Source organism: Streptomyces araujoniae (genome assembly GCF_050871195.1).
Classification (GTDB): domain Bacteria; phylum Actinomycetota; class Actinomycetes; order Streptomycetales; family Streptomycetaceae; genus Streptomyces; species Streptomyces bacillaris.
The window spans coordinates 1,149,899-1,176,498 of sequence record NZ_CP194070.1; the positions used below are offsets into that span (position 1 = coordinate 1,149,899).

Consider the following 26,600-nt stretch of genomic DNA (forward strand, 5'->3'; position numbering starts at 1 on the left):
GTGAACGAAGCCGTACAGATCAGCGGGGTGCCCTCACCCGGACCCGATCTCCAGGAGCTCCTGGTGCGGGTCGCGCGCGGGGACCAGGAGGCGTTCGCCCACGTGTACGACGCGGTCTCCGGGCCCGTGCTCGGCCTCGTACGGAGCATCCTCCGCGACCCGGCCCAGTCGGAGGAGGTCGCCCAGGAGGTGCTGGTCGAGGTGTGGCGTACCGCGCCCCGCTTCCAGGCCTCCCGGGGCAGCGCGATGAACTGGGTGCTCACCCTCGCCCACCACCGGGCCGTCGACCGGGTCCGCTCGGCGGAGGCGGCGGCGGCCCGGGAGCACCGGGCGGCGCTCCTGGACCGGACGCCCGCCTTCGACGAGGTCTCCGAACAGGTGGAGACCCGGCTGGAGAGGGAGCAGGTGCGCCGCTGTCTGCGCACCCTCTCCGAACTCCAGCGGCAGTCCGTGACCCTGGCCTACTACCGGGGCCTGACCTACCGTGAGGTGGCGGAACTCCTCACCGTGCCCCTGGGCACCATCAAGACTCGACTGCGCGACGGCCTCATCCGGCTGCGCGACTGCCTGGGGGTGAGCGCATGAGCACGGCCGAACTGCACACGCTGACCGGGGCCTATGCCCTGCACGCGCTGCCGGAGGACGAGCGCCGGGAGTTCGAACGCCATCTGGCCGACTGCGAGGCCTGCGCCCAGGAGGTGCGGGAGCTGTCGGCGACCGCCGCCCGGCTCGGCCTGGCCGTCGCCGAGGCCCCGCCGCGCGAGCTGCGGGACCGGGTGCTGCGGGAGATCACGACCGTACGCCAGGAGACACCGTCGCACGGCAGGCCCGGGCGTGCGGCGGGCGGGCGCACCGGCCGCTGGTCCGCCTACGCCCTGGCCGCCTGCCTCGCGGCGGCGGCCGCCTTCGGCGGGGTGGCGGTGTGGCAGAACCAGGTGGCGGAGAACGCGCGTCAGGAGGCGGACCGGGCCCAGCGGCAGAACGAGCAGCTGGCCCAGGTGCTCTCCGCCCCCGACGCGAGGACCAGCTCCGGCGAGCTGACCGGCGGCGCACGCGGCACGGTGGTCGTCTCGCAGCAGCAGAACCGGGCGGTGTTCCTGGCCTCCGGGATGGCTCCGCCGCCGAGCGGCAAGGTGTACCAGATCTGGTTCAACGACGAGGGCACCATGCGTTCGGCCGGTCTGATGGACCCGAAGGCCGGCGATGACGCGGTGCTGCTGGACGGGCCGGTGGACCGGGCGACGGGGATGGGGATCACGGTCGAACCGGCGGGCGGCTCGGCCGAACCGACCTCGGACCCGGTGGCCCTGATGGACTTCCCGACCGTCTGACCTCCTGCCTTCCCCCCACGCTGCAAGGAGCGCCCGTTCCATGAACGTCGCGGTGGTGCTGTTCACCTCCGATCTCCGTCTGCACGACAACCCGGTGCTGCGTTCCGCCCTGCGGGACGCGGACCGGGTCGTCCCGCTCTTCGTCCGGGACGAGGCCGTCCACCGGGCCGGGTTCGACGCCCCCAACCGGCTCGCCTTCCTCGCCGACTGCCTGGCCGGTCTCGACGCCGGGCTGCGGAAACGCGGCGGCCGGCTCGTCCTGCGCACCGGCACGGTGGCCGGGGAGGTGCGCCGGCTGGTCGAGGAGACCGGGGCCCGGGCGGTGCACATGGCCGCCGGGGTGAGCGGGTACGCGCAACGGCGTGAGGAGGAGCTGCGTACCGCCCTGGCGGACACCGGCTGCGAACTGCGCCTCTATGACGCGGTGGTCACCGCGCTCGCTCCGGGCCGGGTGGTCCCGTCGGGCAAGGACCACTTCGCGGTGTTCACCCCGTACTTCCGCCGTTGGGAGGCGGTGGGGGTACGGGGCACACTGGGCGCGCCGCGCACGGTCCGGCTGCCCGACACCACCCTCGCCTCCGACGACCTGCCCGCCCGCGCCGACGTCGAGAACGTCTCGCCGGGTCTGGCGGACGGCGGCGAGGAGGCGGGCCGCAAGCTGATGAAGGCCTGGCTCGACGGGGACATGGGCGACTACGCGGACGGCCACGACGACCTCGCGGGGGACGCCACCTCCCGGCTCTCCCCGCACCTCCACTTCGGTACGGTCTCCGCCGCCGAACTGGTCGAGCGGGCCCGGGAGAAGGGCGGGCCGGGCGCCGACGCGTTCGTGCGGCAGCTGGCCTGGCGCGACTTCCACCACCAGGTGCTGGCCGCCCGCCACGACGCCTCCTGGTCCGACTACCGGCCGCGCGGTGACCGCTGGCGCTCGGACGAGGACGAGATCACCGCGTGGAGGACCGGGCACACCGGCTACCCGGTGGTGGACGCGGCGATGCGGCAGCTGGCGCACGAGGGGTGGATGCACAACCGGGGCCGGCTGCTGGCCGCGAGCTTCCTCGCCAAGACGCTGTACGTGGACTGGCGGGTGGGCGCCCGCCACTTCCTGGAGCTGCTGGTGGACGGCGACATCGCCAACAACCAGCTCAACTGGCAGTGGGTCGCGGGCACCGGCACGGACACCCGCCCCAACCGGCTGCTCAACCCGGTGGCCCAGGCCAAGCGGTACGACCCGCACGGCGACTACGTACGGCGGTGGGTGCCGGAGCTGGCGGAGGTGAAGGGGGCGGCGGTCCACGAGCCGTGGAAGATCAAGGATGAACTGGACTACCCGGAGCCGGTGGTGGACCTGGGCGAGGCGCGGGCCCGGTTCGAGCGGGCGCGCGGGCTGGACTGACGGTACGAGGAAGAGGAAGGGCCCGCTCCGCCGAGGTGGAGCGGGCCCTTCCGCGTGATCAGGCCCGCCGGGGCGGCCGGGGGAAGAAGCCGCTGGTGCGGGCCCGGTACTCGGCGTACCCGGGCCGGTCGGCCATGTGGCGTTCCAGCAGGGCGGCCCCGCTCCCCTTGGTCAGCAGGAGGCTCATCACCACCGGGGCGACGACGGTCGCGGCGGCTGCGGCGGGCGCCTGGCAGACGAAGAGGAACAGCCCCCACCAGACGAGGAAGTCGCCGAAGTAGTTCGGGTGGCGGGTCCAGGACCAGAGCCCCCGGTCCATGATCTTCCCCTGGTTGGCGGGGTCGGCCTTGAACCGGGCGAGCTGGTGGTCCCCGATCGCCTCGAAGGCGAGCCCGACCGCCCACAGCACGGCGCCCGTCCAGGCCCACCACGCCATCGGCCCGGTCAGGTACTGCGCGGCCTGCACCGGCAGCGAGACCAGCCAGACCAGCGCGCCCTGGAGCAGATAGACCTTGCGCAGGGCGTAGAGCTGGGGGTGGCCCGGCGCCTTGGCGAGCATCTTCTCGTAGCGCGGGTCCTCGCCGTGGCCGCGCCCGCGGCGCCCGATGTGGACGGCGAGCCGCAGCCCCCAGACGACGGTCAGCACGGTCACCACCAGGCGCCGCACCTCGTCCCCGCCACCGGCCGAGAGGCTGTAGGAGACGAGGGCGACGGCGGCGAATCCGAGGCCCCAGGCGACGTCGACGATGCGGTGGACGCCCTTCTTCAGGGCGATGGCGAAGGTGACGAGCATGACGGCGAGGGCGGCCCCGGCCGCGCCCGCCAGCCCGCCGGCGAAGGCGCCCCAGTCGAAGCCGCTCACCGGTCCGCCCCCCACCACTCGGCCCGGGTGGCCGGCATCGCGGCCTTCCCCGCCCGGTCGGGACGTACGCAGAGGATCTGGTCGACGCCCATCCGCCGCTCCTCGAACGCGAGGGAGCCGCCGACGAGGTAGAGCCGCCAGACCCGCGCGGTCTCCTCCCCCACCAGCGCGGTGAACTCCGCCCACCGCTCCTCCAGCGTCCGCCGCCAGGCGTCCACGGTGAGCACGTAGTGCTCGCGCAGGGCTTCGACGTCCCGCACTTCGAGCCCGGCGCCCTCCAGCAGCCCGACGGTCTCCCCGACCGGCCGCATGTGCATGTCCGGGGCGATGTACGCCTCGATGAACGCGCCCCCGCCCGGGGCGTTCGCACCCCGCGACATCTGCTGGACCAGCACCCGGCCCCGGGGGCGCAGCGAGTCGTGCAGGATGCGGGTGAAGGCGGGGTACTCGGCGTCCCCGACGTGCTCGCCCATCTCGATGGTGGAGACGGCGTCGTAGGCGCCCCGGGTCTCCGGCCGCTCCGCGATGTCCCGGTAGTCGATGTTCTCGACCTCGACCAGCTCCTCCAGCCCGCGTTCCGCCACCTGCCCGCGGACGTACGCGGCCTGCTCGGCGGCGAGCGTGACGGCGGTGACGCGGACGCCGTGGTGCTGGGCCGCGTACAGGGTCAGCGAACCCCAGCCGCAGCCGATGTCCAGCAGCCGTGCCCCGGGCCGCAGTCCGAGCTTGCGGCAGATCAGCTCCAGCTTGTCGCGCTGGGCGTCGGCGGGCCCGTAGCCGGGGGCGTCGCTGGTCCAGTAGCCGCAGGAGTACGCCATGGTCGCGTCGAGGAGCAGCGCGTAGAAGGCGTTGGAGAGGTCGTAGTGGTGGCTGATCGCCGCCCGGTCCCGGGCCTTGCTGTGCAGGGTGCCGCTCAGCCCGGCCCGCGCGGCGGGAACGGGCGGGCGGGGCCCGGCGGCACCGAGGCGCAGGGCGGTCCCGACGGCGGTGAGCCGGTCGGAGAGCGAGAGCACGGGCGGGGCGAGCCCCCGCTCGCTCACCGCGCGGCGCACGGTGCGCAGCACATCGCCCAGGTCGGCGCCCTCCTCCGGCGCGAGGTCGAGGTCGCCGGTGATGTAGGCCTCGGCCAGGCCGAGTTCGCCCGGGGCCCAGAGCAGCCGGCGCAGGGCGCGCCGGGAGCGCAGGTGCACGGTCGGGGCGTCCTCGGGCCCGGCCTCGCTGCCGTCCCACATCCGTACGCGGACGGGCAGCGCGCCCCCGAGCAGCCGCTCGGCCAGGGGGACCAGCCGCTGGGCGGCGCCGGTGGCGGGGCGTGCGGGGTGCCGGGTCACGGTGGTGTTCACTGCGCCTCCTGGGCAGGGCTCTGGTCGCGGGTCAGGAGCAGTTGCTGCACATCGAGGTAGCCGGAGCGGAACCCCGCCTCGGAGTAGGCGAGATAGAAGGTCCACATGCGGCGGAAGACGGCGTCGAAGCCGAGGGCGTCGACCTCGGCGGAGCGTTCGGTGAACCGTTCGCGCCAGAGCCGCAGCGTCTCGGCGTAGTGCGCCCCGTAGCCGCTGCGCCGTACGGTCCGCAGCCGGGTGTGCTCGGTGGTGACCCGTTCGATCGCCTCGGTGGAGGGCAGCAGTCCGCCGGGGAAGATGTACTTGTGGATCCAGGTGTACGTGGCCCGGCTGGCGCGCAGCCGGTCGTCGGGCATGGTGATGGCCTGGAGGGCCACCCGGCCGCCGGGGGCGAGCAGCCGGTCCAGGGTCGTGAAGTAGACGGGCCAGAACTCCTCCCCGACCGCCTCGATCATCTCGACGCTGACGACGGCGTCGTACTCGCCGGTGACCTGCCGGTAGTCGCAGAGCCGGATCTCGACCCGGTCCTCGTACCCGGCCGCGCGGATGCGGGTACGGGCCAGCTCGCGCTGTTCGGCGGAGAGGGTGACGGAGACGACCCGGGCGCCGCGGGCGGCCGCCCGGAGGGCCAGTTCGCCCCAGCCGGTGCCGATCTCAAGGAGCCGGGTGCCCTCCCCGACCCCGGCGGCGTCCAGGAGGAGGTCGATCTTGCGGTGCTGGGCGGCCGGGAGCAGGTCCTGCGTGGCGGGCAGGCTCCGGAAGACGGCGGAGGAGTAGGAGAGCGTCCCGTCGAGGAAGAGGGCGAAGAGGTCGTTGGAGAGGTCGTAGTGGCGGCTGATGTTCTCCCGCGAGCCCTCGGGGGTGTTGAGCTGGGCGGCGGGCTTGCGCAACGCCCAGAGGGAGCGCAGCCGTTGGAGCGGGGCGGGGACCAGGTCGGCGGCGTTGCCGGCGAGGACGGTGAGCACGGCGACGAGGTCGGGCGCGTCCCACTCCCCCGCCATGTAGGACTCCCCGAAGCCGATGAGCCCGCTCGCGCCGATCCGCCGGAAGAAGGCCTCGGGCTCCCGGATGTCCATCAGCGGCCCGCCGAGCCCGATGTCCTCCGTCCCGGCGAGCCGGGCGCGCAGGGGGAGGCGGGCGAGGGCGCGGCGGACGATGCGTTCCGCGAGGGCCGTACGGAGGCGGGAGGCGCGGGGCGGGGCGGCGACGTCGGGCCAGCGGGCGGGGTCGACGCCGGGGCGCTGCTGAACGGCCGGGCCGGGGAGGGACGACGGAGCGGCACCGCGGGCGGGTTCCGCCGGGCCGGGGACGCCGTTCCGCGCCGCGGGGGCCGGGACCGACGCGGGGGTGGGTTCGGCCGCGGGGGAGGCCGGGGCCGACGCGGGGGTGGGCTCCAGCGGGCCGGGGGTGGGTCCCGTCGGCAGTGGGTGGGTCGGCGCGGTCACTGCATGCCTTCCTGTGGGCGGTGGTGGGGACGCGGCTGCACGGGGAGGCCGCGCAGATAGAGCCGGATGCCGTGCAGCCGGATGGCGAGGGAGACGGCGACGGTGGAGAACGGGTGGCGCAGGGCGAGCCGGACCAGCGCCCGTGGGGTGGCCGGGCGGCGGGTGCCCCGTACGGTCGCGGTGAACGGACGGCCGCCCGCACGCTCCAGGTGCACGGTCAGATCGAGCCGCTCCCCGGGCTCGGGCAGCCGCATGCGGTAGCCGCCGTCGACGGGGAAGAACGGCGAGACGTAGAACTCCTTGCCGACGACGGCACGGCCGTCCCCGTCCGGGTGGAGCAGATAGCCGTGCCGTTCGCCGTACGTGTTGTGGACCTCGGCCACCACACAGAGCGGGGACCCGTCGGCGCGGTGGCACCAGTAGACGGTGAGCGGGTTGAAGACATGGCCGAGGACCCGGGCCTGGGTGAGCATGGTGACCGTGCCGTCGGCGAGGTCCACGCCCCGGGCGGCCAGGAAGCGGTCCAGCCCGGCGCGGATGGTGGGCGCGGTGCCGCCGAAGTGGTCCCGCGCCTCGAAGCGGGCCAGCGCCCGCAGCGCGCGCGGCAGCCGGGGCGGGGCGTCGGGGTCGATCAGCCAGAGATAGGTCCGGTGCCGCAGCGCGTACCGGCCGGGCCGGGTCCGCACGTGCGTGATCGTGCAGGGGTACAGGGCGCTCACGGAGCCGCTCACCGCACCGCTTCCACGGACGCTCACCACGTCACCCCCAGGGCGGCGGCGGCCTCGGCCCCCGAGCGGCAGCCGTCCTCGTGGAACCCCCACCCGTGGTAGGCGCCCGCGAAGGCGGTGACGGGTCCGGAGAGGGCGGGCAGCCGGGCCTGGGCGGAGACGGACTCCGGGGTGTAGACGGGGTGTTCGTAGACCATGCGGGCGCGTACGGAGGCGGGGTCGACCCGGTCGGAACCGTTGAGCGTGACGACGAACCGCTCGGGCGCGTCGAGCCGTTGGAGCCGGTTCATGTCGTAGCTGACGGTGACGTGGTCGGCGTCGGCGGCGCAGGAGGGCATCAGGTAGTTCCAGGAGGCCCGGGCGCCCCGGCTGCGGGGCAGCAGCGTGGTGTCGGTGTGCAGGAGGGTGGGGTTGCGGGAGTAGGTGAAGGCGCCGAGCGTGGTGCGTTCGGCCTCCGTCGGATCGGCCAGCAGCCGGAGCGCCTGGTCGGGGTGGGTGGCGATGACGACGGAGTCGTACGGGGTGGTGGTGCCGTCCTCGGTGGTGAGTTCGACGCCGTCCGCGTGGCGGGTGACGGCCCGGACGGGGGTGGAGGTGTGGACGGCGGCCAGCTCTTTGACGACGCGCTCCACGTAGGCGTGCGAGCCGCCGGTGACGGTGCGCCAGACCGGGGAGCCGCCGATGGTGAGCATGCCGTGGTGGTCCAGGAAGCGGAAGAGGTAGCGGGCGGGGTAGCGCAGGGCGGTGACCGGGTCGCAGGACCAGACGGCGGAGACCATGGGGGTGAGGAAGTGGGCGTGGAAGTAGGGGGAGAAGCGGCCTCGCCGGGTGAACTCCCCGAGGGTCATCTCGGTGGCGGGCCCCTCCGGCAGCGCCAGGAGCGCCCGTGCGGCCCGGTGGAAGCGGGGCACTTCGGCGAGCATCCGCAGATACGGCCCCCGGAGCGCTGACCGGGGCTGGGCGAGAAGCCCGACGGCCCCCCGGGCGCCGGCGTACTCCAGGCCGCACCCTTCGCACCGTACGGACATCGACATCTCCGACTCCTGGGTGGCGACGCCCAGTTCGTCGAAGAGCCGCAGGAGGTGGGGGTAGGTCCGCCGGTTGTGCACGATGAAGCCCGAGTCGACGCGGTGCACCCGGCCGTCGGAGGCGGCCAGTTCGTGCGTGTGGGCGTGGCCGCCGACGCGGTCGTCCGCCTCGTACAGCGTGACGTCGTGCGCCTCGCGCAGAACGTGGGCGGCGGTCAGTCCCGCGACCCCGCTCCCCACCACGGCCGTCCGCCGCCGCTCCCGTGCCATCCCGGTTCCCTCCGCCGCTGCTGAGCTGTCCGGAGCAGTGCCGCACCGCTCCTCTGACCTGCATTCGTCGCAGGTGGCCGGAAGGATTGGTCGATGATCGGAAGTAACTCGATCGAGTGAACGCGCCATCCGGACCAATCCGTCGGGCAGGCCGCGCCGAATTCCTCGTGTGACAGCAGATCGGGGCCGGCCGCAGGAGCGAGGCGGCTCCTGGTCGGACGGCCGGCTCCGGCGCCGGGCCCGTCTCCCGCGGCTGGGAGACGGCCCCGGTGGCCAGGGGCCACCGCCGGTTCCCCCGCACCACCCCTGAACACCGTTTCTTTTCCCTCATCACCTTCGATCCAGGAGAGACACCATGAACACCCTCCGCTTCCGCCGCACCGCCGTCGCCGTGGCCACCGCCGCCGTGCTGCCGCTGGCGCTGACCGCCTGCTCCTCGGACGACTCCTCCAAGGACGCGGCGGCGGGCTCGACGCCCAGCGCGGCCGCGTCGACGAGCGCCGCGCCCGACGACTCGATGACGATGGACGAGCCCTTCGGCCCGGCCTGTGCCTCGGTGCCCAAGGACGGCGCGGGCTCGTTCGACGGCATGGCGAAGGACCCGGTCGCCACGGCCGCGTCCAACAACCCCGAGCTGTCGACGCTGGTGACCGCCGTGAAGCAGGCCGGCCTGGTCGACACGCTCAACAACGCCCAGAACATCACGGTGTTCGCGCCGACCAACGAGGCCTTCGCGAAGATCCCGAAGGCCGACCTGGACGCCCTGCTGGCGGACAAGGCCGAGCTGACCAAGGTCCTGACCTACCACGTGGTGGGCGAGAAGCTGACGCCGAAGCAGCTGGAGAAGGGCTCCTTCGACACGCTGGAGAAGAGCAAGCTGACCACGGCCGGTTCCGGCATGGAGTACACCGTGAACGACTCCTCGAAGGTCGTCTGCGGCAACGTCCCGACGGCCAACGCCACGGTCTACATCGTGGACTCGGTCCTGATGCCGCCGAAGTAACCCGGAAGCGGAGGGCGGTGTACCGCACCCCTGGCGGTACACCGCCCTTCTCCATGCCCCAGGGCCTCCGCTGCCGCCCTACCCTTGCCGGATGATCACACCGCGCACACTCCCCCGGGCCGACCGCGTGGCCGGTGCCGTCGTCGGCTCGGCCGCGGGCGACGCGCTCGGCGCCCCCTTCGAGTTCGGCCCGGCGGGGGTCTTCTCGGCCCGCTTCCCCGACGGCGCCGGCCTGCTGTGCGGGGGCGGCGGCTGGGACCCGGGCGAGGCGACGGACGACACACAGATGGCGGTGCTGGTCGGCGAATCGCTGCTGGAGTGCGGCGGGTTGGACCTGCCGGACGTGTTCGACCGGTTCCGGCGGTGGGCGGCGAGCGAGCCGAAGGACATCGGCCTCCAGACCGAGGACGTCCTGACCAACGGAGAGCCGTGGGACCGGGCCTCGGCCCTGCACTTCCAGGTCAACGGGCGGGCCGCCGGCAACGGTTCGCTGATGCGGGCGACCACGTCGGCGGTCTACTTCGCCCGCGCCGGACGTACGGCGACGATGGAGGCGGCCCGCCGGATCGCGGCCCTCACCCATGGCGACCGCGCCGCCTGGGAGGGCACGGCGGTCTTCCACGAACTGCTCCGGGTGGCCCTGACGGGCGAGGACCCGCTGACCGCCGTCCCGAGGACGCTCGACGAGGTCCACCCGGACCACGGCCCGCGATGGGCGACAGCCCTGGCCCCCGGCTGGCACCCCGCCCTGGCGACCGAGTTCAACGGGGCGGTCTGGCCCTGCCTGGCCACCGCCCTGTGGGCGCTCCGCACGACGGACACGTTCGCGTCCGCCCTCGCCGCCGCCGTCGACGTGGGCGGGGACACCGACACGGTGGCCGCCGTGACGGGCGGCCTGGCCGGCGCGGTGTACGGCATCGACGCCGTCCCGGACCGCTGGACCACGCTCCTGCACGTACCGCTGCCGGGATACGGGGACCGGGTACTGCGCACCCCCGAGCTTCTCGGCCTGGCCGCACGCCTGGACAGCGAAGCCCCCCAGAACTACACATAAGGCAGAAATAAGAGCAGAATGGACATATGGGTGCCTGGCGCACACTCCGCACGGCGTCGGGGCCCGCAGGACCGAAGGAGACGAATCTCATGAGCAACGTCTCGGACGCCAGGAGCACCGTCAGAGGCGACCTGTCAGGTCACCCCGACGCCTCCGAAATGCGCGCGCGGTACGACAGAGTGATGGGCGGTCGTGATGTGGCCCTGGTGGACGCTCCGGTGTTCCTCGTCGGCCTCTACTGCGCCGTCTCGCCGTGGGTACTCCACTTCACGGCCAGCCAGCCCGCGCTGGTGACGCACAACCTCGTGATGGGTATCGCGATCGCCGTACTGGCCCTCGGCTTCACGATGATGCCCGAGCGCATGTACGGCCTGAGCTGGGCGATGTGCGCGATCGGTGCGTGGATCATCGTGTCGACCTGGGTCGTCGGAAGCAGCCCGGACGCCGGAGTGGTGGTCAACAACATCATCGTCGGCGGATTGACGGTACTGCTGGGCATGGTCTGCGCCGGAGCAGCCATGAGAAGCCGCACCACCACCTGACGCCACCCACCCGGACCCCGCCCCCACCAGCCGCTCCGGCGCCTGAGGAGCGGGGTCCGGGGCAGCGCCCCGGTTCCGGGAAGGGGCGGGCAGGGGAACAGGCCCGCCGCAGGCGCCCCACCGCAAGGACCGGCCCGGGCAACCCACCCGCAACCACGCCCCCCGGCTCCCCGCCCCACCCCGCCGTCAGCCGACAGAGCTGTACGCCACGACCCCCCGCAACACCGCGTCGACCGCCTTCCGCGCATTACGGGCGACGGAACTCCCCGCACTCCCCTCCCGAGGAGCCGCCGCGGCCACCTGCCCCAGCACGTCGATCACCTGCTTGCACCACCGTACGAAGTCCCCCGCCGGCATCTCCGCCTCGCGCAGCACCTCGTCCAGCGTGCGCCCGGAGGCCCACATGTAGACGGCCCAGGCGAAGCCGAGATCGGGCTCGCGCTGCCCGACGCCCTCCGTCTGGTTGATCTTGAAGTCGTCCTCCAGGGCATCCAGCCGCCCCCAGATCCGCACCATCTCGCCCAGCGCGACCTTCGCCGGCCCCGACGGCAGCTTCGGCGCCACCGCGTCATCGGCCTGGCGCGCCTCGTACACCAGGGCGGAGACGCACGCGGCCAGCTCAGCGGGGTTGAGCCCTTCCCAGACGCCGTCCCGCAGGCACTCGCTGGCGAGCAGGTCCAGCTCCCCGTAGAGCCGGGCCAGCCGCCGTCCGTTCTCCGTGACCTCGTTGCCCCGGAGGTAGTCCAGCTCGGTGAGGAGCGCGACGATCCGGTCGAAGGTGCGGGCGATCGTGTTCGTCCGCCCCTCGATGCGCTTCTCCAACTGCCGGGTGTCCCGCTGCAACCGGTGGTAGCGCTCGGCCCACCGCGCGTGGTCCTCCCGCTCGTCGCATCCGTGGCAGGGGTGCGCGCGCAGCTCGGCCCGCAGCCGGGCGATCTCGCGGTCGTCGGCGGCGGGCGCCCGCCCCTTGCGGTGCCGGTCCGGCACGATGTGCCCGGCCTTCGTCCGCAGCGCGGAGGCCAGGTCCCGCCGGGACTGCGGCGAGCGCGGGTTGAACGACTTCGGCACCCGCATCCGGTCCAGCGCCTCCACCGGCACCGGGAAGTCCATCGAGGCCAGCCGCTTGACCTGCCGCTCGGCGGTCAGCACCAGCGGCCGCGGCCCGTCGTGGTGGTCGAAGCCCCGGTGCCCGTTGGCCCGCCCGGCGGGCAGCCCCGGATCCAGCACGAGCGCCAGCCCCGCGAACTTCCCGGTCGGGACGTGGATGACGTCGCCCGGCTTCAGCTTCTCCAGCGAGGAGGCCGCCGCCGCACGCCGCTGCGCCGCGCCCTGCTTGGCCAGGTCCGTCTCCCGGTCCTTGAGGTCGCGGCGCAGCCGCGCGTACTCCTCGAAGTCACCGAGGTGGCAGCTCATGCCCTCCTTGTAGCCCTCCAGGCCCTCCTCGTTGCGCTGTACCTGCCGCGAGATCCCGACCACCGACTTGTCCGCCTGGAACTGGGCGAACGAGGTCTCCAGCAGCTCCCGCGACCGGTGCCGCCCGAACTGCTGCACCAGGTTGACGGCCATGTTGTACGAGGGGCGGAAGCTGGACCGGAGCGGATACGTCCGCGTCCCCGCGAGTCCGGCCAGCGCCGTCGGGTCCATGCCGCGCTGCCAGAGGACCACCGCGTGGCCCTCGACGTCGATGCCGCGGCGTCCGGCCCGGCCGGTGAGCTGGGTGTACTCGCCGGGGGTGATGTCGGCGTGCTGCTCACCGTTCCACTTGACGAGCTTCTCCAGGACCACCGAGCGCGCGGGCATGTTGATGCCGAGCGCCAGCGTCTCGGTGGCGAAGACCGCCTTCACCAAGCCCCGTACGAACAGCTCCTCGACGACCTCCTTGAACGTCGGCAGCATGCCCGCGTGGTGCGCGGCGATGCCCCGCTCCAGCCCTTCGAGCCACTCGTAGTACCCCAGGACGTGCAGGTCCTCGCCGGGGATGGAGGCGGTCCGCTCCTCGACGATCTCCCGCACCAGCCGCCGCTTGTCCTCGTCGTTGAGCCGGAGCCCGGCGTACAGGCACTGCTGTACGGCGGCCTCGCAGCCGGCCCGGCTGAAGATGAACGTGATCGCGGGGAGCAGCCCCTCGTTGTCCAGCCGCTCGATGACCTCGGGCCGCCCGGGCGTCCAGATCCGGCCGCGCTGGCGCCGCTCGCGCTCGCGGTCGGCCTCGCGGACCATCTTGCCCCGGCGGCGGTCGCGCGGGTTGTACCCCTGCTGATTCTCCATGCGGGCGAGCCGCACCAGGTCGGGGTTGACCTCGCGGCGTCCGGCGCCGCGCCCTCCGTGGTCGGTGGTCTCCTCGAAGAGGTCGTACATCTTGCGTCCGGCCATCACGTGCTGCCAGAGCGGCACCGGCCGGTGCTCGGAGACGATCACCTCGGTGTCGCCGCGCACGGTGTCCAGCCAGTCGCCGAACTCCTCGGCGTTGGAGACCGTGGCCGACAGGGAGACCAGCGTCACCGACTCCGGGAGGTGGATGATCACTTCCTCCCAGACCGCGCCCCGGAAGCGGTCGGAGAGGTAGTGGACCTCGTCCATGACGACGTAACCGAGGCCGGAGAGCGACTGCGAGCCCGCGTACAGCATGTTCCGCAGCACCTCGGTGGTCATCACGACCACCGGTGCCTCGGAGTTGACGCTGTTGTCACCGGTCAGCAGGCCGACCTTGTCGGCCCCGTACCTCTTGACCAGGTCCGCGAACTTCTGGTTGGAGAGCGCCTTGATCGGCGTGGTGTAGAAGCACTTGCGGCCCTGCTCCAGGGCCAGGTGCACGGCGAACTCGCCGACGATCGTCTTGCCCGACCCGGTGGGGGCCGCGACCAGCACCCCCTTGCCCGCCTCCAGTGCCTGGCAGGCCTCGATCTGGAACGGGTCCAGTCCGAATTCGTACATCTCCCGGAAGGGCCCGAGGGCCGTCGCCATCTCGGCCGCGCGGACGCGGGATGCCTGGTATCGCTCAGCTGGTGAGAGGTCCTCTGTCATCTTGGCTACGAGCCTACCCGCCACCTCCGACACTCAGCCCGATCTTTAAATCCGCCGGGCTCCTCACCCGGTGAGCACCCGCACGGCCCCCGGCACACAGGTCGCGGTGAGCGGCAGCGCGCCCAGCGGTTCACCGTCCGCGTACGCCGTGACACCGGCCGCCGCCAGCTCGATCGAGGAGACCCGGTGCGTGGTGACGGCCGGGTGGCTCAGATGCGTGCCCTTGTAGACCTTCGGGAACACCTTGAGGAGGGTGGTGCGGGAGCACTCCCCCACCACGGTCACGTCGAAGAGGCCGTCGTCCATCGCGGCCCCGGCGCAGATGCGCATGCCCCCGCCGTACGTGGTGCCGTTGCCGACCGCGATGAGCGTGGCCCCGATCTCACGGGCCTCTCCCCCGTCGAGCCGGATGCGGTACGGGATCGGGGCGAAGGCGGCGAGTTCGGCGAGGATGGCCAGGTCGTACGTGAACCGGCCGCCGATCCAGCGCATCCGGTTGCCCCGGTCGTTGACCCGGGAGTCGAAGCCGGAGGCCAGCACGGAGCCGAACCATCGCTCCCCGACCCGCCCGAGGTCGATGTCCCGGTGGCCGCCCGCCTTGAGCGCCCGGGCCGCCAGCGCTCCCGCCGCGGCCGGGTCGCGGATCGGCAGGCCGAGCGCCCGGGCGAAGTCGTTGCCGGTGCCGACGGCGACGACCCCGAGCGGTGTGCCGGTCCCCGCGACGGCCTGGAGGGCGAGGGACACCAGCCCGTCCCCGCCCACGGCTATCAGCGCCCCGGTCCCCGCCGCCACAGCCTCCCGCGCCCGGCGCAGCGCGTCGCCGGCGTCCTCACCGAGGACCGTACGGACGGAGAATCCGGCATCCCGCAACGCGGAAGCGGCCGGCTGCGCGGCGTGCGCGCCCCGGCCGCGTCCCGCGGTGGGATTGACGAAGAGGGTGATCTCGCTGGTCACCCTTCCGGACCCTACAAGGTCAGGTGATGTCGTCGTAACCGTTGAGCCGGTGCGGTCCCGGCCCGTCCGCCTCACCGGATGCCTGCCCCGGCAGCGCCCTGCGCGGGTCGGTCACCGGCTCGATGCGGCCGACCGGTTCGGGGGTCAGGTCGAGGTGCGAGGCCTCGTCGTCGCTCAGCTCGGCGTCGGGGTTCTTCCGGTTGCGGCGCTTGTCGTTCAGCAGGGAGAAGCCGACGGCGATGAAGTAGAGGAGGGCGAGCGGTCCGGCCAGCAGCAGCATGGAGATGGGCTCGCCGCCGGGCGTGGCGAAGGCGGCGAAGACGGTGAGGCCGACGATCATCCCGCGCCACCAGCCGAGCATCCGCTTGCCTGTGATGACGCCCGTCATGTTCAGCGCGATGAGCAGCAGGGGCAGCTCGAAGGCGAGCCCGAAGACGATGACCATGCGGACGAGCAGATCCAGATAGCTGTCGAGCCCGATCTGGTTCTGCACGTCGTCGGGGCTGAACCCGAGCATGATCTCCGCGGTCTGCGGAAGGATCGCGTAGGCGAGGTAGCCACCGGCCAGGAAGAGGGGTGCGCCCACGACCGCGAAGGCATAGGCGTAACGCTTCTCGCCCTTGTGAAGCCCCGGGGCCACGAACGCCCAGAGCTGGTACAGCCAGATCGGGGTGGCCAGCAGGACGCCTGACATCAGCGCGACCTTGAGCGCGTTGGTGAACGGGCCGATCAGGGTGTCCGTCTTCAGGAGCGCGCAGGACTTGCCGTCGACCGTGGTGACGACGCCGTTCTTGCAGCCGACCGAGTCCTGAATGGGCGCCAGGAGGAACTCGTAGATCTCCTTCTGGAAGAACGCCGCCACGATCATCACGACGACGATCGCCAGCACGGCCTTCAGCAGCCGGTTACGCAGCTCACGCAGGTGATCGAGGAGGGGCATCCGCCCCTCTGCGTCCTTCTCCTGCTTGCGGGCAGACTTGAGCAACCCACTTCCCTCGTCTCGTGCGGCGGCTGTCGGCGGAGCGTGTCGGCGGTCAGCTCTGGGTGGTGGGCTTGGGCTCGTTGACCGGGCGGGAGCTGGTGACGTCTCCCGGGGCGGCCTGGATCGTGCGGGCGGTGGTGGACTGCGGGGGCGCCGGGTCCGCGACGGTCTCCGTGGTGGGCGTGGCGGTCGCCGCGTCGTCCTTCTTCATGGCCTTGGCCTCGCTCTTGAGGATGCGGGCCGACTTGCCGAGCGAACGCGCCATGTCGGGAAGCTTCTTGGCACCGAAGAGCAGCAGGATGACAGCGATGATCAGAACGATCTCGAGGGGCTTCAGATTGCCGATCATGTGCGACTTCCTTCTCACTGAGGCGGCTGGAGGATGGGCTCGCTACCCGTTCGACCGGGCATACGTCCGATCATTGCGCTTGACAGCGATCGTAACCCGCAGGGGTAAACGCGAGGCAATGCCCGTGCGTACTGCGGCTTGCGGCCCGTACCTCGCTGCCTGGGCCGCCCCATGCAGCGTACCCCTCGGGGCTGTCGGGCATCAGGGCGCGGGCCTGCCGCGCCGGGCCGTCACCGCAGGCTGTCGCCGGTGGCCGCGAGGCGGGTGGCCGCCCGCTCCAGGTCTTCCGACGCCTGGCTGATCCGCTCGGTCGTGGCGGTGACCTGGCGGCCGAGCCGCTGCGCCTCGACGAAGACCTTGATGCCGAGGACGCCGAGGACGGCGACGCCCAGGAATCCCAGGGCGATGGCGAGCATGGGCCAGAACATGGGGGCGTGCCTCTTCCTACGGGCGGTGCGGGGGCGCTAGGGCGTGGCGTGCAGGCGCAGGGTGCGTACCCCGCCGCCGGTGAGCAGTTCGATGATGCGCTCCCCCGCGGGCTTGCGGACCGGAGCCGCGCACTGGGGGCAGGTGAAGGTGTAGAAGGTGGTACGGCGGCTGGCGCCGATGGCCAGCCGCAGCGCTCCCGCGGCCAGCTCGAAGCGCCCCCGGCACTCGGGACACGCGGCCCGGAACCGCACGGCGGCGGGCACGGGCACCGGAACGGGCCCGGTACGGACGGTGGCGGCGGCGTTCGGAGCGGTTCCACCGGGAGCGCCGGTACGGACGGTGGCGGCGGCGGCGTTCGGAGCGGTTCCACCGGGAGCGCCGGTACGAACGGTGGCGGCGGCGTTCGGAGCGGTTCCACCGGGAGCGCCGGGAGCGCCGGTACGAACGGTGGCCGGCATCAGGTACGTCGGGTGCATCTCGTCTCCGCTCCCGGCCCGCTCAGAGCGTCTCGTCGTACGCGGCCAGCGCCTCGCGGGCGGCCGTGCGGGCGCTCTCGGCCAGCTCCGGCGGGGTGACGATGCGGCCCTCGCCGCCCAGGCGCAGGGCGAGGCGGCGCAGCGAGGCCGGGTCGGGGGTGCGCAGGGTGATGCGGAGGCCGCCGTCCGGCAGTTCCTCGGCGCTGTCGTGCGGGTAGTACTCCGCGACCCAGCGGCCGCCGGTGGTGACCTCGATGACGACCTCGGGGTCCTCGGCGGCGGGGTGGACGAGCCCTTCGGAGAGGTCGCGCAGCTCCAGCTCGGGCGGGGCGGCGGGGGCGTCCAGGAGGCGGATCTCCGCGACCCGGTCGAGCCGGAAGGTACGGCGGTCCTCCGAGAGCCGGCACCAGCCCTCCATATAGGTGTGGCCGACGGCGAAGAGCCGGATCGGGTCGACCTCGCGCTCGGTGAGTTCGTCGCGGGCGGGCGAGTAGTAGCGCAGCCAGAGGCGGCGGCGCTCGGAGATGGCCCGGTCGACGTCCGCGAAGACGCCGCCCTCGGACTCGAAGGTCACCGAGAGCCGGGAGCTGGCGGCCCCGGACTCCCCGGCCGCCGTCTCCAGCTTGGCGGTGGCCCGGAGCAGGGCCTCGCGGTCGCTCTCGCGCAGCCCGGGCAGGGTGGCGACGGCACGGGCGGCGACGAGCAGGGCGGTCGCCTCGTCGGCGGCGAGCCGGAGCGGCTCCGCGACGTCGTCCGGGTTGTGCCACCAGATGCGGTCGCCGTCGGTGTCGATGTCGAGGAGGTCGCCGCCGCGGAAGCTGGTGCCGCACATGGGCAGGACGTCGAGGTCGGAGATCAGCTCGTCCTCGGTGATGCCGAAGGCCCGTGCCACGTCCTGGACGTGGGCACCGGGGCGCTCGCGGAGGTAGGTCACCAGGGAGAGCATCCGACGGGTCTGGTCGATCGCGTTCGTGGCCATCGCTCGGTTCCTCCTAGTCCTTGGCCACGGCGCGCAGCCGGTCCACCACATCGGCCCGCAGATCGGCGGGTTCCTCCACGACCACGTCCGGTCCGAACTCGACGAGCCAGGCGTCGAGACCGTGTCCGTACGGGATCTCCAGCTCGTCCCAGCCGTCGCCGCGCTCCCTGACCGATATCGCCCGCGACCGCAGCGGGTAGCCGGCCCCGGCGCGGAGCCTGATCCGGGCGGTCCGGGTGGCGGTCTCGCCGGCCCAGCTCTCCACGGTCTCGCGGACGGTGACGACGTCGGGCACCTCGGCGGTGAAGGCTCCGGCGCGGGAGCGGACCCTGCCGGTGATGCGGGAGAGCCGGAAGACGCGTTCGGCACCGCGGCCCCGGTCCCAGCCCGCGAGGTACCAGTGGCCGCGCCAGCATTCGAGGGTCCAGGGCTCGACCTGGCGCTGCTCGGGGGCGGCGGAATTGGCCTTGCGGTAGTCGAAGGTGACGGGGCGGCGGTCGCGGCAGGCGAGCATCAGCGGCTCGAAGGCCGCCTCGTGGACCGGGATACGGGGTTCGAGGGCGCTGTGCACCTCGTAGGCGTCCTCGGCCTCGGGCATGCCGGCCGCGCGGAGCTTCTGGAGCGCGCCGCTGGCGGCCCCGGCGAGGCGGGCCTGCTGCCAGACCTTGGCGGCGAGGCCGAGGGCGGCGGCCTCCTCGGCGTCCAGGGTGATGGGCGGCAGCCGGTTGCTGTCGCGGCGGGCCAGATAGCCGGTGTCGCCGTCCAGGTTCTCGACGGTCTCGATGACCAGGCCCAGCTCGCGCAGGTCGTCCTTGTCCCGCTCGAACATCCGGTTGAAGGAGTCGTCGGAGCCCGCTTCGAGGTAGGCCTCGATGGAGCCGCGGAGTTCGCGCTTGCTGAGCGGGCGCCGGGTCCCCAGGAGGCACAGCGCGAGGTTCATCAACCGCTCGGCCTTGGCAATCGCCATCGACGCCCTTTCTCTGGTGCTCTACGACGGTCGACCGTACCGCCCCGGGGTGTCGGTTCCAAAGCGAGCCCGTGGTCCGGACCACGGCGCGGTCCGCCGGACGGCGAGGGCCCCCACCGCACCGGTGGGGGCCCTCACTCACGCGTCCGGGACGGCTCAGACCGAGACCAGGTCGCAGACGAAGATCAGCGTCTCGCCCGGGGCGATGGCGCTGCCCGCGCCGCGGTCGCCGTACGCGAGGTGCGCCGGGATGGTCAGCTGGCGGCGGCCGCCGACCTTCATGCCCTGCACGCCCTGGTCCCAGCCGGAGATGACCTGGCCGACACCGAGCTGGAAGGCCAGCGGGGTGCCGCGGTTCCAGGAGGCGTCGAACTCCTCGCCGGTGGAGAAGGCCACGCCCACGTAGTGGACCTGGACCCGGTCGCCGGCCTTGGCGACGGGGCCGTCGCCCTCCCAGATGTCCTTGATCTCCAGGTCGGCCGGCGGCTCGCCACCCGGGAAGTCGATCTCGGGCTTCTCGATGCTCACGGAATTGCTCCTCAAAATGATGAACTGGGCAACCGGGACAGTCTTACATCCCCGGCCGGGACGGCCTCACATCTTGGCAAGGACGTCCACGGCGAAGACCAGCGTGGAGTTCTTCGGGATGGCCTGCTGCTGCTGGTCGCCGAAGGCCTGGTCCGGCGGGATGACCAGGAGGACGCGGCTGCCGACCTTCTTGCCGACCAGGCCGTCCTTGAGTCCCTTCAGGGTGACCTGGGCCAGCGGGAAGGTCTGGGTCTTGCCCTGGGTGTAGGTGGAGTCGAACTCCTTGGCGTCCTTCCAGATCATGCCCACGTAGTTCACGACGACGCTGTCGGTCTCCTTGATGACCTCACCGTCGGACTCCAGGATGTAGGTGGAGGACAGCTTCTTCGGCGGGTCGCTCTTGGGGATGGTGACCTTCGGCGCCTTGCCGTCGTCGTTGGTGCCGACCTTGGGCAGGTCGATGTTGTCCTGGGCGACCTCGGTGCCCTTGGCGGAGGCCGGGATCTGGATGGCCTTCAGGATGTCGACGACGAAGACGAGGGTGGCGTTGGGCTTGATGTCGCCCTGGCCCTGCTCGCCGTAGCCGAGGTCCGGCGGGATGACGAGCTGGACGCGGCTGCCGACCTTCTGGCCGACGAGGCCCTTGTCCCAGCCCTGGATGACCATGCCCGCGCCGAGCGTCAGGTCGAAGGGCTGCTTGCGGTCGAAGCTGTTGTCGAACGGCTTGTCGGAGTCCCACGACTGACCGAGGTAGTTGACCTGGATCGCGTCGCCGTTCTTGAGCTTCGCGCCGTCCCCCTCACTGATGACCTCGGTCTTCAGCTCCTTGGGCGGGTCTCCCTTGCCCTTCGAGAGGGTGGGCTTCTCGCCGAACTTCGCACCCGCGGTGATCGCGGGCACGCCGTTCTTGGACGAGGCGGAGTCGGAGGCCTTGTCGTCGCTGCCGCAGGCCACTGCCGACAGCAGCAGGAGGGGGGCGACGAGAAGGCCGGCAATTCGGCGCACTGGTTCCTCAGATCTCAGGGGGCACGGTGGTTGGTCCGAACCACTCTAGGCCGTGGAGAAGGCCCCGTACGAGGAACGTACGGGGCCCTGTCGTACGACGGAGGTCCGGGGGCGCCCCCGGCACCGCTCACATGCCGGCGATCAGCTTCTCCACCCGCTCGTCCACGGAGCGGAACGGGTCCTTGCAGAGCACCGTGCGCTGCGCCTGGTCGTTGAGCTTGAGGTGGACCCAGTCGACGGTGAAGTCCCGCCGCTGCTCCTGGGCCCGGCGGATGAAGTCGCCGCGGAGCCTGGCCCGGGTGGTCTGCGGGGGCACGGACTTGCCCTCGAAGATCTTCAGGTCGTTGCAGATACGGGCGGTCTGGCCCTTCTTCTCCAGGAGGTAGAAGAGACCCCGGCGGCGGTGGATGTCGTGGTAGGCGAGGTCTATCTGCGCGACCCGCGGGTTCGACATGGTCATGTTGTGCTTGGCCCGGTACCGCTCGATGAGCTTGTACTTCATGACCCAGTCGATCTCGGTGTCGATCCGGTCGAGATCCTCGGCCTCGACGGCGTCGAGCGTGCGGCCCCACAGCTCCAGGACCTGGTCGACGGTGCCGGTGCGGATGCCCCGGCGCTCGACGAAGTCCACGGCCTTCTCGTAGTACTCCCGCTGGATCTCGATGGCCGAGGCCTCGCGGCCGCTGGCCAGGCGCACCTTGCGGCGGCCGGTGAGGTCGTGGCTGACCTCGCGGATGGCCCGGATCGGGTTCTCCAGGGTCAGGTCGCGCATCACCGTGCCCGCCTCGATCATGCGCAGCACCAGGTCGGTGGCGCCGACCTTGAGCAGCATGGTCGTCTCGGACATGTTCGAGTCACCGACGATGACGTGGAGGCGGCGGTACCGCTCGGCGTCGGCGTGGGGTTCGTCGCGGGTGTTGATGATCGGCCGGGAGCGGGTGGTCGCGGAGCTGACGCCCTCCCAGATGTGCTCGGCGCGCTGGCTGACGCAGTAGACGGCGCCGCGCGGGGTCTGGAGCACCTTGCCCGCCCCGCAGATGAGCTGCCGGGTGACGAGGAAGGGGATGAGGATGTCCGCGAGCCGGGAGAATTCTCCGTGCCGGGCGACGAGGTAGTTCTCGTGGCACCCGTAGGAGTTTCCCGCCGAGTCGGTGTTGTTCTTGAAGAGATAGACGTCGCCCGCGATTCCCTCCTCGTGCAGGCGGCGTTCGGCGTCGACGAGCAGGCCTTCGAGAATGCGCTCGCCGGCCTTGTCGTGCGTGACCAGCTCGGTCACGTTGTCGCATTCGGGGGTTGCATATTCCGGATGCGATCCCACGTCGAGGTAGAGGCGGGCGCCGTTTCGCAGGAAGACGTTGCTGCTGCGGCCCCATGACACAACACGGCGGAAGAGGTAGCGCGCCACTTCGTCAGGTGACAGTCGGCGCTGTCCCCTGAACGTGCACGTGACGCCGTACTCGTTCTCCAGCCCGAAAATGCGGCGGTCCATGACTGAACATTACGCCTTACGGCCGGTGCTGAAACCGGGTTCGACAGCACCGTTGCGATCATTTTCCGATCCCGCCACGACCCGGGCCGCGGAGGCGGGGGGCACCGGGGCACCCCGGAGGACCCTTCCGGTGGCCAGCAGGACGGCGAGGGCGGCCACTCCCCCGGCCCCCGCGACGGCGAAGCTCCAGGCGGTCGAGCCCAGTTCGACGGCGGGGCCGGCGGCGGCCGTGCCGACGGCCGCGCCCACCCCGAAGGTGGTGACGAGCCAGGAGAACGCCTCGGTCACCGTGCCGCGCGGGGCGTGCCGGTCGACCACGATGAACGAGCAGGCGATGGCCGGGGCGAGGAAGACACCGGCCAGGGCGGCGAGGGCGGTCATGGCGGGGACCGACGGGGTGAGCATCAGCGGCAGGTAGCCGAGCGCCAGCAGCGCCACGATGACGCGCAGCCGCTTCTCCGGCTCCCCCGACCACTGCCGCGCCCCGTAGCCGAGCCCTCCGATCAGGGCGCCGAGCCCCAGCGCGGCCATCAGCCAGCCGTACACCGACTCCCGGCCGTGGTCGTCGGCGTAGGCGACCCCGGCCACGGTGATGGAGCCGAGCGCGAGCCCGACGAAGAAGAACGCGCCCAGCAGGGCGAGGAGCCCGGGCGAGCGCAGGGCGCCCAGCCAGTGGGCCTCGCGGGGCGCGGAGCGCCAGGTGCGGGAGGGCTCGGAGAGGACCACCGACAGGGCGCCGAGGACGCCGATGGCGTTGATGACGAGCAGGGCGGCGGCCGGGGACCAGAGGGAGACCAGGAGCGTCACCAGGAGCGGCCCGACGGTGAACATGATCTCCTGCGCCACGGCGTCCAGGGCGTAGGCGCGGTGCACCCGGTCCTCGCGCTTCAGCACGGTGGGCCACAGGGCCCGCAGACCGCCCTCCAGGGGCGGGGTGGCGACTCCGGCGAGGACCACGGCCGCGTACGCCAGCGGCAGCGAGCCGAGTCCGGCCACGGCGAACAGGGCCATGCCGACCGCGGAGAGCACGGCGGCGGGGAACTGGACGCGCGGCTGCCCGTACAGGTCGACGGCCCGGCCGAGCAGCGGCTGCCCGACGGCGGTGGCCAGCCCGTACGCGGCGGCCAGGGCGCCGGCCAGGGTGTAGCTCCCGCCCTCGGCCCGGGTGAAGAGCACGATCGCGATGTGCGCGGTGCCGTTGGGCAGCCGCCCCACCAGCGTGCCGGTCAGCAGCCGGGCGGCGTGCCGCGCCCGGAGGATGTCCAGATATCCCGCGGCCATTCCCTGCCCCTCTCCGCCGGACGGCTGCCACCACCCGGGGTTTTACGTATAACGTCGAGCGTCATACGTACCATGTGCGCAGCCCGCCGGTCCACCTCGCGGCGGCACGGAACCAGCCCGCACGGAGGCCCGCGTGACCGACCCGCACCAGCCCGCTCCGCCCCGGCCCACCAGCCGCGACGTGGCCCGTGCCGCGGGCGTCTCGCAGGCGACGGTCTCGCTGGTGCTGGGCGGGAAGTGGCCGGGCCGGGTCTCCGAGGCCACCGCCCGGCGGGTCCGGGAGAGCGCGGCGGAGCTGGGGTACCGGCCCAATCTGGCCGCCCGCAGCCTCCGGCTCGGCCGGACCAGGACGGCCCTGCTGGTGGTGCCGGCGCTCACCAACGAGTTCTTCGCCCGGGTCTACACGGGGGCCGCCGCCGTCGCCGCCGAGCACGACTTCGGCGTGGTGCTCTACCCCTCGCCGGACGGCACGGGCCCGGCCCGGGACCCCTTCGCCTCGGCGCGCGCCTCGCTGGACGGGGTGATCGCCTCCTCGATGGCCTCCGACGCGCTGAGCGCCCTGCACGGGGCCGATCTGCCGCTGGTGATGCTGGACAGCGACCCGGCCGGGACGGACGCGGCGGCCCACGTCAACCTGGACATCGCCGACGGCATGCGCCAGGTCACGGACCATCTGCTGGGCCTCGGCCACCGCCGCTTCGTCCATCTCGCGTCCGCCGTGGACACCTGGACGTTCGCGGTCCGCGCCGGGGCGCTGCGCGAGGCCGTGGACGCGGTGCCGGACGCCGAGGTGCGTACGGTACGGGCCCCGCTCGACGTACGGGCCGGCCGGGAGGCGGCCGAGCAGGCGCTGACCGTCGCCGGGGAGCGGCCCACGGCGATCGTCTGCGACGACGACATCCTGGCGGCGGGGGCCTGCAAGGCGGCCCGGCGGCTCGGGCTGCGGGTCCCGGACGACCTCTCGGTCACCGGCTTCGACGACCTGGCCCTGGCCACCGCCGTGGAACCGGAGCTGACCACCGTGCAGCTGCCCGCCGAGCAGGTCGGGGAGCGCGGCATGGCGGCCCTGCTGGCGGTCCTGGAGGGCCGCGGGACCGAGGCGGACAGCCTGCCGGTGCGGCTGGTCGTCCGCGGCTCCACGGCGCCACCGGCCGCCGCCTCCCGGGCATGACGGATGCCCCCGGGCCGGGGGCCCGGGGGCATCGGGGAGCGTGCCCGGCTACTCCTCGGTGGAGCCGGAGGAGCTGCCGGTGCCGGTGTCCGGCCCGGCCGTGTCGGTCTCCTCCACGTCGGACGGGGCGTCCGTCGGGGTGGTGCTCGCCGCCTCCGCCTCCAGCAGCCGGGTCAGCTGGCGGCCGACGATCCGCTTGAACTTGCGCTGCTGGGGCCGCGTACGGTCCAGCACGGCGACTTCGAGGCGCTCGGCGGGGATCTCCCGCTCGCCGCCTCCGGGCTCCCGGGAGAGCGCCTGGACGGCCAGCTTGAGCGCCTCGGCGAGCGTCATGCCGTCGCGGTGGCGCTGGTCCAGGAACCCGCTGATCTGCTCGGCGTTGCCGCCGACCGCGACCGAGCCGTGCTCGTCCACGATCGAACCGTCGTGCGGCAGCCGGTAGATCTGGTCGCCCTCGGGGGCGGTGCCGACCTCGGCGACGACCAGCTCCACCTCGTACGGCTTCTCGGCCGCGCTGGAGAAGATGGTGCCGAGCGTCTGGGCGTAGACGTTGGCCAGCCCACGGGCCGTCACATCGTCCCGGTCGTAGGTGTATCCGCGGAGATCGGCGTAGCGGACGCCGCCGATGCGGAGGTTCTCGTACTCGTTGTACTTGCCGGCGGCCGCGAAGCCGATCCGGTCATAGATCTCGCTGAACTTGTGCAGCGCGCGGGACGGGTTCTCGCCGACGAACACAATGCCGTCGGCGTACTGCAGCACAACGAGGCTGCGACCACGGGCGATGCCCTTGCGGGCGTATTCCGCCCGGTCGGCCATGGCCTGCTGGGGTGAGACATAGAACGGCGTCGACACCGGCTATCCGTCCCTTTCTGTCAGTGACGAGTGCTTCTGCGGAGGCTCGGAGTCCGGATCAGAGCAGCGCGGCGCGCGGGCCGTCGGGCTGCTCCAGGCGGCGCTCCAGGATGGAGCGCGCGATGTCGGAGGACTCCTGGTCGCTCAGCCTCCGGAAGCCTTCGTCGGTGATGACGGTGACGATCGGATAGATCCGGCGGGCCACGTCCGGACCGCCGGTCGCCGAGTCGTCGTCCGCGGCGTCGTACAGCGCCTGCACGACGAGGGTGAGGGCCTGCTCCTCCGTCAGGTCGTCGCGGTAGAGCTTCTTCATGGAGCCCCGGGCGAAGATGGACCCGGAGCCGGTGGCGGCGTAACCGTTCTCCTCCGAACGGCCGCCGGTGACGTCGTACGAGAAGATGCGGCCCTTCTCGCGGTCGACGTCGTATCCCGCGAAGAGGGGGACCACGGCGAGACCCTGCATGGCCATGGCCAGGTTGGAGCGGATCATGGTGGAGAGCCGGTTGGCCTTGCCCTCCAGGGAGAGCTGGGCGCCCTCGACCTTCTCGAAGTGCTCCAGCTCCAGCTGGAAGAGCTTGACCATCTCCACGGCCAGTCCGGCGGTGCCGGCGATGCCCACCGCCGAGTACTCGTCGGCCGGGAAGACCTTCTCGATGTCGCGCTGCGCGATCATGTTGCCCATGGTGGCGCGCCGGTCACCGGCCAGGACCACGCCACCGGGGAAGGCGGCCGCGACGATGGTCGTCCCGTGCGGCGCCTCGATCGCCCCCTGGAGCGGCGGCAGGCTCCGGTTGCCCGGGAGCATCTCGGGCGACTGGTCGGCCAGGAAGTCCATGAACGAGGACGAGCCCGGCGTCAGGAAGGCAGCTGGTAGACGCCCGGTGCTACGAGTGTTGGCTTCCACGCGTTTCCCTCCAGGTATGCGATGGCCCTGCGCAAGAGAGTCAGGATCATCCCCCAACTTGCCGATGGCCGAATTGCCGTTGAAGCGACGTACGCCACGGACCCTACCCGCCCGGGGGCGGTGATCCACATGTTCGGCGGACGGATCTGCGCGGATCCCGCGCCCGCCGGCCGGTGGCGCTCCTCAGGGTGGTGAGCGGGGTGACGGC

The 26,600-nt window shown here is 72.4% G+C and carries 26 protein-coding genes and 1 pseudogene; 7 read left to right on the forward strand and 20 right to left on the reverse strand.

Annotation, left to right across the window (positions count from 1 at the left end; all coding sequences use genetic code 11):
• From ACQ9ZG_RS04785 to ACQ9ZG_RS04795, 3 genes are read left to right on the forward strand one after another with little or no spacing between them, the layout of a single operon-like run.
• Complete coding sequence (locus tag ACQ9ZG_RS04785) at positions 1 to 585, forward strand: sigma-70 family RNA polymerase sigma factor (protein ID WP_028420009.1); 585 nt, start codon at positions 1 to 3, stop codon at positions 583 to 585.
• Complete coding sequence (locus ACQ9ZG_RS04790) at positions 582 to 1,331, forward strand: anti-sigma factor (protein WP_499279976.1); 750 nt, start codon at positions 582 to 584, stop codon at positions 1,329 to 1,331. The genes ACQ9ZG_RS04785 and ACQ9ZG_RS04790 overlap by 4 nt, the downstream gene beginning before the upstream one ends.
• 40 nt (positions 1,332 to 1,371) lie before the next feature.
• Positions 1,372 to 2,727: a cryptochrome/photolyase family protein gene (locus tag ACQ9ZG_RS04795; protein WP_109916905.1), complete on the forward strand. Its 1,356-nt coding sequence runs from the start codon at positions 1,372 to 1,374 to the stop codon at positions 2,725 to 2,727.
• A 58-nt stretch (positions 2,728 to 2,785) separates the two neighbouring features.
• Here ACQ9ZG_RS04795 and ACQ9ZG_RS04800 read toward each other — a convergent pair whose 3' ends face one another.
• Genes ACQ9ZG_RS04800 through ACQ9ZG_RS04820 form a run of 5 tightly spaced genes read right to left on the reverse strand, consistent with a single transcriptional unit; the run spans position 2,786 to position 8,403 of the window.
• Positions 2,786 to 3,589, reverse strand: a complete 804-nt coding sequence (locus tag ACQ9ZG_RS04800; RefSeq protein ID WP_109916906.1) for a DUF1295 domain-containing protein — start codon at positions 3,587 to 3,589, stop codon at positions 2,786 to 2,788.
• On the reverse strand, positions 3,586 to 4,932 hold the full coding sequence (locus ACQ9ZG_RS04805; RefSeq protein ID WP_499279979.1) for a class I SAM-dependent methyltransferase: 1,347 nt from the start codon (positions 4,930 to 4,932) through the stop codon (positions 3,586 to 3,588). Before ACQ9ZG_RS04805 ends, ACQ9ZG_RS04800 begins: the two co-directional genes overlap by 4 nt.
• On the reverse strand, positions 4,929 to 6,377 hold the full coding sequence (locus ACQ9ZG_RS04810) for a class I SAM-dependent methyltransferase (protein WP_499279980.1): 1,449 nt from the start codon (positions 6,375 to 6,377) through the stop codon (positions 4,929 to 4,931). The genes ACQ9ZG_RS04805 and ACQ9ZG_RS04810 overlap by 4 nt, the downstream gene beginning before the upstream one ends.
• The gene (locus tag ACQ9ZG_RS04815; protein ID WP_499279981.1) at positions 6,374 to 7,096 is read right to left on the reverse strand and encodes a DUF1365 domain-containing protein; all 723 of its coding nucleotides are present in this window, start codon (positions 7,094 to 7,096) and stop codon (positions 6,374 to 6,376) included. Before ACQ9ZG_RS04815 ends, ACQ9ZG_RS04810 begins: the two co-directional genes overlap by 4 nt.
• A 32-nt stretch (positions 7,097 to 7,128) precedes the next feature.
• On the reverse strand, positions 7,129 to 8,403 hold the full coding sequence (locus ACQ9ZG_RS04820) for an NAD(P)/FAD-dependent oxidoreductase (RefSeq protein ID WP_109916714.1): 1,275 nt from the start codon (positions 8,401 to 8,403) through the stop codon (positions 7,129 to 7,131).
• Between the two features lie 355 nt (positions 8,404 to 8,758).
• Between ACQ9ZG_RS04820 and ACQ9ZG_RS04825 the strand changes: the two genes are divergently transcribed.
• From ACQ9ZG_RS04825 to ACQ9ZG_RS04835, 3 genes are all read left to right on the forward strand, one after another.
• A complete protein-coding gene (locus tag ACQ9ZG_RS04825) occupies positions 8,759 to 9,406 on the forward strand; it encodes a fasciclin domain-containing protein (RefSeq protein ID WP_109916713.1) in 648 nt (215 codons plus the stop codon).
• Positions 9,407 to 9,497: 91 nt separating this feature from the next.
• Positions 9,498 to 10,460 carry an ADP-ribosylglycohydrolase family protein gene (locus ACQ9ZG_RS04830; RefSeq protein ID WP_109916712.1) on the forward strand — a complete coding sequence of 321 codons (963 nt, stop codon included), beginning with the start codon at positions 9,498 to 9,500 and terminating at the stop codon, positions 10,458 to 10,460.
• A gap of 89 nt (positions 10,461 to 10,549) precedes the next feature.
• Positions 10,550 to 11,002 carry an SPW repeat protein gene (locus tag ACQ9ZG_RS04835; RefSeq protein WP_018487876.1) on the forward strand — a complete coding sequence of 151 codons (453 nt, stop codon included), beginning with the start codon at positions 10,550 to 10,552 and terminating at the stop codon, positions 11,000 to 11,002.
• A 186-nt stretch (positions 11,003 to 11,188) separates the two neighbouring features.
• Here the strand turns inward: ACQ9ZG_RS04835 and ACQ9ZG_RS04840 are convergent, their stop codons facing one another.
• The 12 genes from ACQ9ZG_RS04840 to ACQ9ZG_RS04895 all read right to left on the reverse strand — a co-directional run bounded on the left by ACQ9ZG_RS04840 (position 11,189) and on the right by ACQ9ZG_RS04895 (position 23,465).
• Entirely contained in the window at positions 11,189 to 14,026 is a 2,838-nt protein-coding gene (locus ACQ9ZG_RS04840; RefSeq protein ID WP_109917229.1) for a DEAD/DEAH box helicase, read from the reverse strand.
• A 63-nt stretch (positions 14,027 to 14,089) separates the two neighbouring features.
• Positions 14,090 to 14,980: a diacylglycerol kinase gene (locus ACQ9ZG_RS04845; RefSeq protein ID WP_499279984.1), complete on the reverse strand. Its 891-nt coding sequence runs from the start codon at positions 14,978 to 14,980 to the stop codon at positions 14,090 to 14,092.
• Positions 14,981 to 14,999: 19 nt separating this feature from the next.
• On the reverse strand, positions 15,000 to 15,965 hold the full coding sequence (tatC, locus tag ACQ9ZG_RS04850) for a twin-arginine translocase subunit TatC (RefSeq protein WP_026237493.1): 966 nt from the start codon (positions 15,963 to 15,965) through the stop codon (positions 15,000 to 15,002).
• A gap of 49 nt (positions 15,966 to 16,014) precedes the next feature.
• Positions 16,015 to 16,311, reverse strand: a complete 297-nt coding sequence (gene tatA / locus ACQ9ZG_RS04855) for a Sec-independent protein translocase subunit TatA (RefSeq protein WP_015607501.1) — start codon at positions 16,309 to 16,311, stop codon at positions 16,015 to 16,017.
• Between the two features lie 230 nt (positions 16,312 to 16,541).
• Complete coding sequence (locus tag ACQ9ZG_RS04860) at positions 16,542 to 16,739, reverse strand: hypothetical protein (protein ID WP_028419996.1); 198 nt, start codon at positions 16,737 to 16,739, stop codon at positions 16,542 to 16,544.
• A gap of 36 nt (positions 16,740 to 16,775) precedes the next feature.
• The gene (locus tag ACQ9ZG_RS04865; RefSeq protein ID WP_026237494.1) at positions 16,776 to 17,009 is read right to left on the reverse strand and encodes a hypothetical protein; all 234 of its coding nucleotides are present in this window, start codon (positions 17,007 to 17,009) and stop codon (positions 16,776 to 16,778) included.
• 229 nt (positions 17,010 to 17,238) lie between these two features.
• Positions 17,239 to 18,195, reverse strand: coding sequence for a helix-turn-helix transcriptional regulator (locus tag ACQ9ZG_RS04870; protein WP_028419994.1), 957 nt, complete (start codon positions 18,193 to 18,195; stop codon positions 17,239 to 17,241).
• Between the two features lie 13 nt (positions 18,196 to 18,208).
• Positions 18,209 to 19,162: a helix-turn-helix transcriptional regulator gene (locus tag ACQ9ZG_RS04875; RefSeq protein ID WP_084996298.1), complete on the reverse strand. Its 954-nt coding sequence runs from the start codon at positions 19,160 to 19,162 to the stop codon at positions 18,209 to 18,211.
• Positions 19,163 to 19,318: 156 nt separating this feature from the next.
• The gene (locus ACQ9ZG_RS04880) at positions 19,319 to 19,690 is read right to left on the reverse strand and encodes an FKBP-type peptidyl-prolyl cis-trans isomerase (protein WP_019766127.1); all 372 of its coding nucleotides are present in this window, start codon (positions 19,688 to 19,690) and stop codon (positions 19,319 to 19,321) included.
• Positions 19,691 to 19,756: 66 nt separating this feature from the next.
• Positions 19,757 to 20,695: an FKBP-type peptidyl-prolyl cis-trans isomerase gene (locus tag ACQ9ZG_RS04885; RefSeq protein WP_109916008.1), complete on the reverse strand. Its 939-nt coding sequence runs from the start codon at positions 20,693 to 20,695 to the stop codon at positions 19,757 to 19,759.
• A gap of 127 nt (positions 20,696 to 20,822) precedes the next feature.
• Entirely contained in the window at positions 20,823 to 22,184 is a 1,362-nt protein-coding gene (gene pafA / locus ACQ9ZG_RS04890) for a Pup--protein ligase (RefSeq protein ID WP_026237495.1), read from the reverse strand.
• Between the two features lie 9 nt (positions 22,185 to 22,193).
• Positions 22,194 to 23,465 (reverse strand): MFS transporter, encoded by a 1,272-nt coding sequence (locus ACQ9ZG_RS04895; RefSeq protein WP_499279985.1) that lies wholly within the window; start codon positions 23,463 to 23,465, stop codon positions 22,194 to 22,196.
• Between the two features lie 133 nt (positions 23,466 to 23,598).
• On the opposite strand from ACQ9ZG_RS04895, the gene ACQ9ZG_RS04900 reads away from it, so the two are divergent.
• Positions 23,599 to 24,636, forward strand: coding sequence for a LacI family DNA-binding transcriptional regulator (locus ACQ9ZG_RS04900; protein WP_499279986.1), 1,038 nt, complete (start codon positions 23,599 to 23,601; stop codon positions 24,634 to 24,636).
• A 48-nt stretch (positions 24,637 to 24,684) separates the two neighbouring features.
• On the opposite strand, the gene prcA is transcribed toward ACQ9ZG_RS04900, so the two are convergent.
• The 3 genes and pseudogenes from prcA to ACQ9ZG_RS04915 form a co-directional block, all read right to left on the reverse strand.
• A complete protein-coding gene (gene prcA, locus ACQ9ZG_RS04905; protein ID WP_028419989.1) occupies positions 24,685 to 25,488 on the reverse strand; it encodes a proteasome subunit alpha in 804 nt (267 codons plus the stop codon).
• Positions 25,489 to 25,546: 58 nt separating this feature from the next.
• Positions 25,547 to 26,392 carry a proteasome subunit beta gene (prcB, locus tag ACQ9ZG_RS04910; RefSeq protein ID WP_028419988.1) on the reverse strand — a complete coding sequence of 282 codons (846 nt, stop codon included), beginning with the start codon at positions 26,390 to 26,392 and terminating at the stop codon, positions 25,547 to 25,549.
• Positions 26,344 to 26,530 (reverse strand): annotated as a pseudogene (locus tag ACQ9ZG_RS04915) (endonuclease domain-containing protein); the annotation flags it as partial. The pseudogene ACQ9ZG_RS04915 and the gene prcB, both read right to left, overlap by 49 nt.
• Positions 26,531 to 26,600 lie beyond the last annotated feature (70 nt).

Excerpts from the sequence above, each read along its gene's own strand:
- pafA (WP_026237495.1), bottom strand. The coding sequence starts at position 22,184 with ATGGACCGCCGCATTTTCGGGCTGGAGAACGAGTACGGCGTCACGTGC.
- ACQ9ZG_RS04895 (WP_499279985.1), bottom strand. The coding sequence starts at position 23,465 with ATGGCCGCGGGATATCTGGACATCCTCCGGGCGCGGCACGCCGCCCGG.
- ACQ9ZG_RS04825 (WP_109916713.1), top strand. The coding sequence starts at position 8,759 with ATGAACACCCTCCGCTTCCGCCGCACCGCCGTCGCCGTGGCCACCGCC.
- ACQ9ZG_RS04875 (WP_084996298.1), bottom strand. The coding sequence starts at position 19,162 with ATGGCGATTGCCAAGGCCGAGCGGTTGATGAACCTCGCGCTGTGCCTC.
- ACQ9ZG_RS04830 (WP_109916712.1), top strand. The coding sequence starts at position 9,498 with ATGATCACACCGCGCACACTCCCCCGGGCCGACCGCGTGGCCGGTGCC.
- tatA (WP_015607501.1), bottom strand. The coding sequence starts at position 16,311 with ATGATCGGCAATCTGAAGCCCCTCGAGATCGTTCTGATCATCGCTGTC.
- ACQ9ZG_RS04795 (WP_109916905.1), top strand. The coding sequence starts at position 1,372 with ATGAACGTCGCGGTGGTGCTGTTCACCTCCGATCTCCGTCTGCACGAC.
- ACQ9ZG_RS04860 (WP_028419996.1), bottom strand. The coding sequence starts at position 16,739 with ATGTTCTGGCCCATGCTCGCCATCGCCCTGGGATTCCTGGGCGTCGCC.
- ACQ9ZG_RS04790 (WP_499279976.1), top strand. The coding sequence starts at position 582 with ATGAGCACGGCCGAACTGCACACGCTGACCGGGGCCTATGCCCTGCAC.
- ACQ9ZG_RS04835 (WP_018487876.1), top strand. The coding sequence starts at position 10,550 with ATGAGCAACGTCTCGGACGCCAGGAGCACCGTCAGAGGCGACCTGTCA.
- ACQ9ZG_RS04870 (WP_028419994.1), bottom strand. The coding sequence starts at position 18,195 with ATGGCCACGAACGCGATCGACCAGACCCGTCGGATGCTCTCCCTGGTG.
- ACQ9ZG_RS04820 (WP_109916714.1), bottom strand. The coding sequence starts at position 8,403 with ATGGCACGGGAGCGGCGGCGGACGGCCGTGGTGGGGAGCGGGGTCGCG.
- ACQ9ZG_RS04840 (WP_109917229.1), bottom strand. The coding sequence starts at position 14,026 with ATGACAGAGGACCTCTCACCAGCTGAGCGATACCAGGCATCCCGCGTC.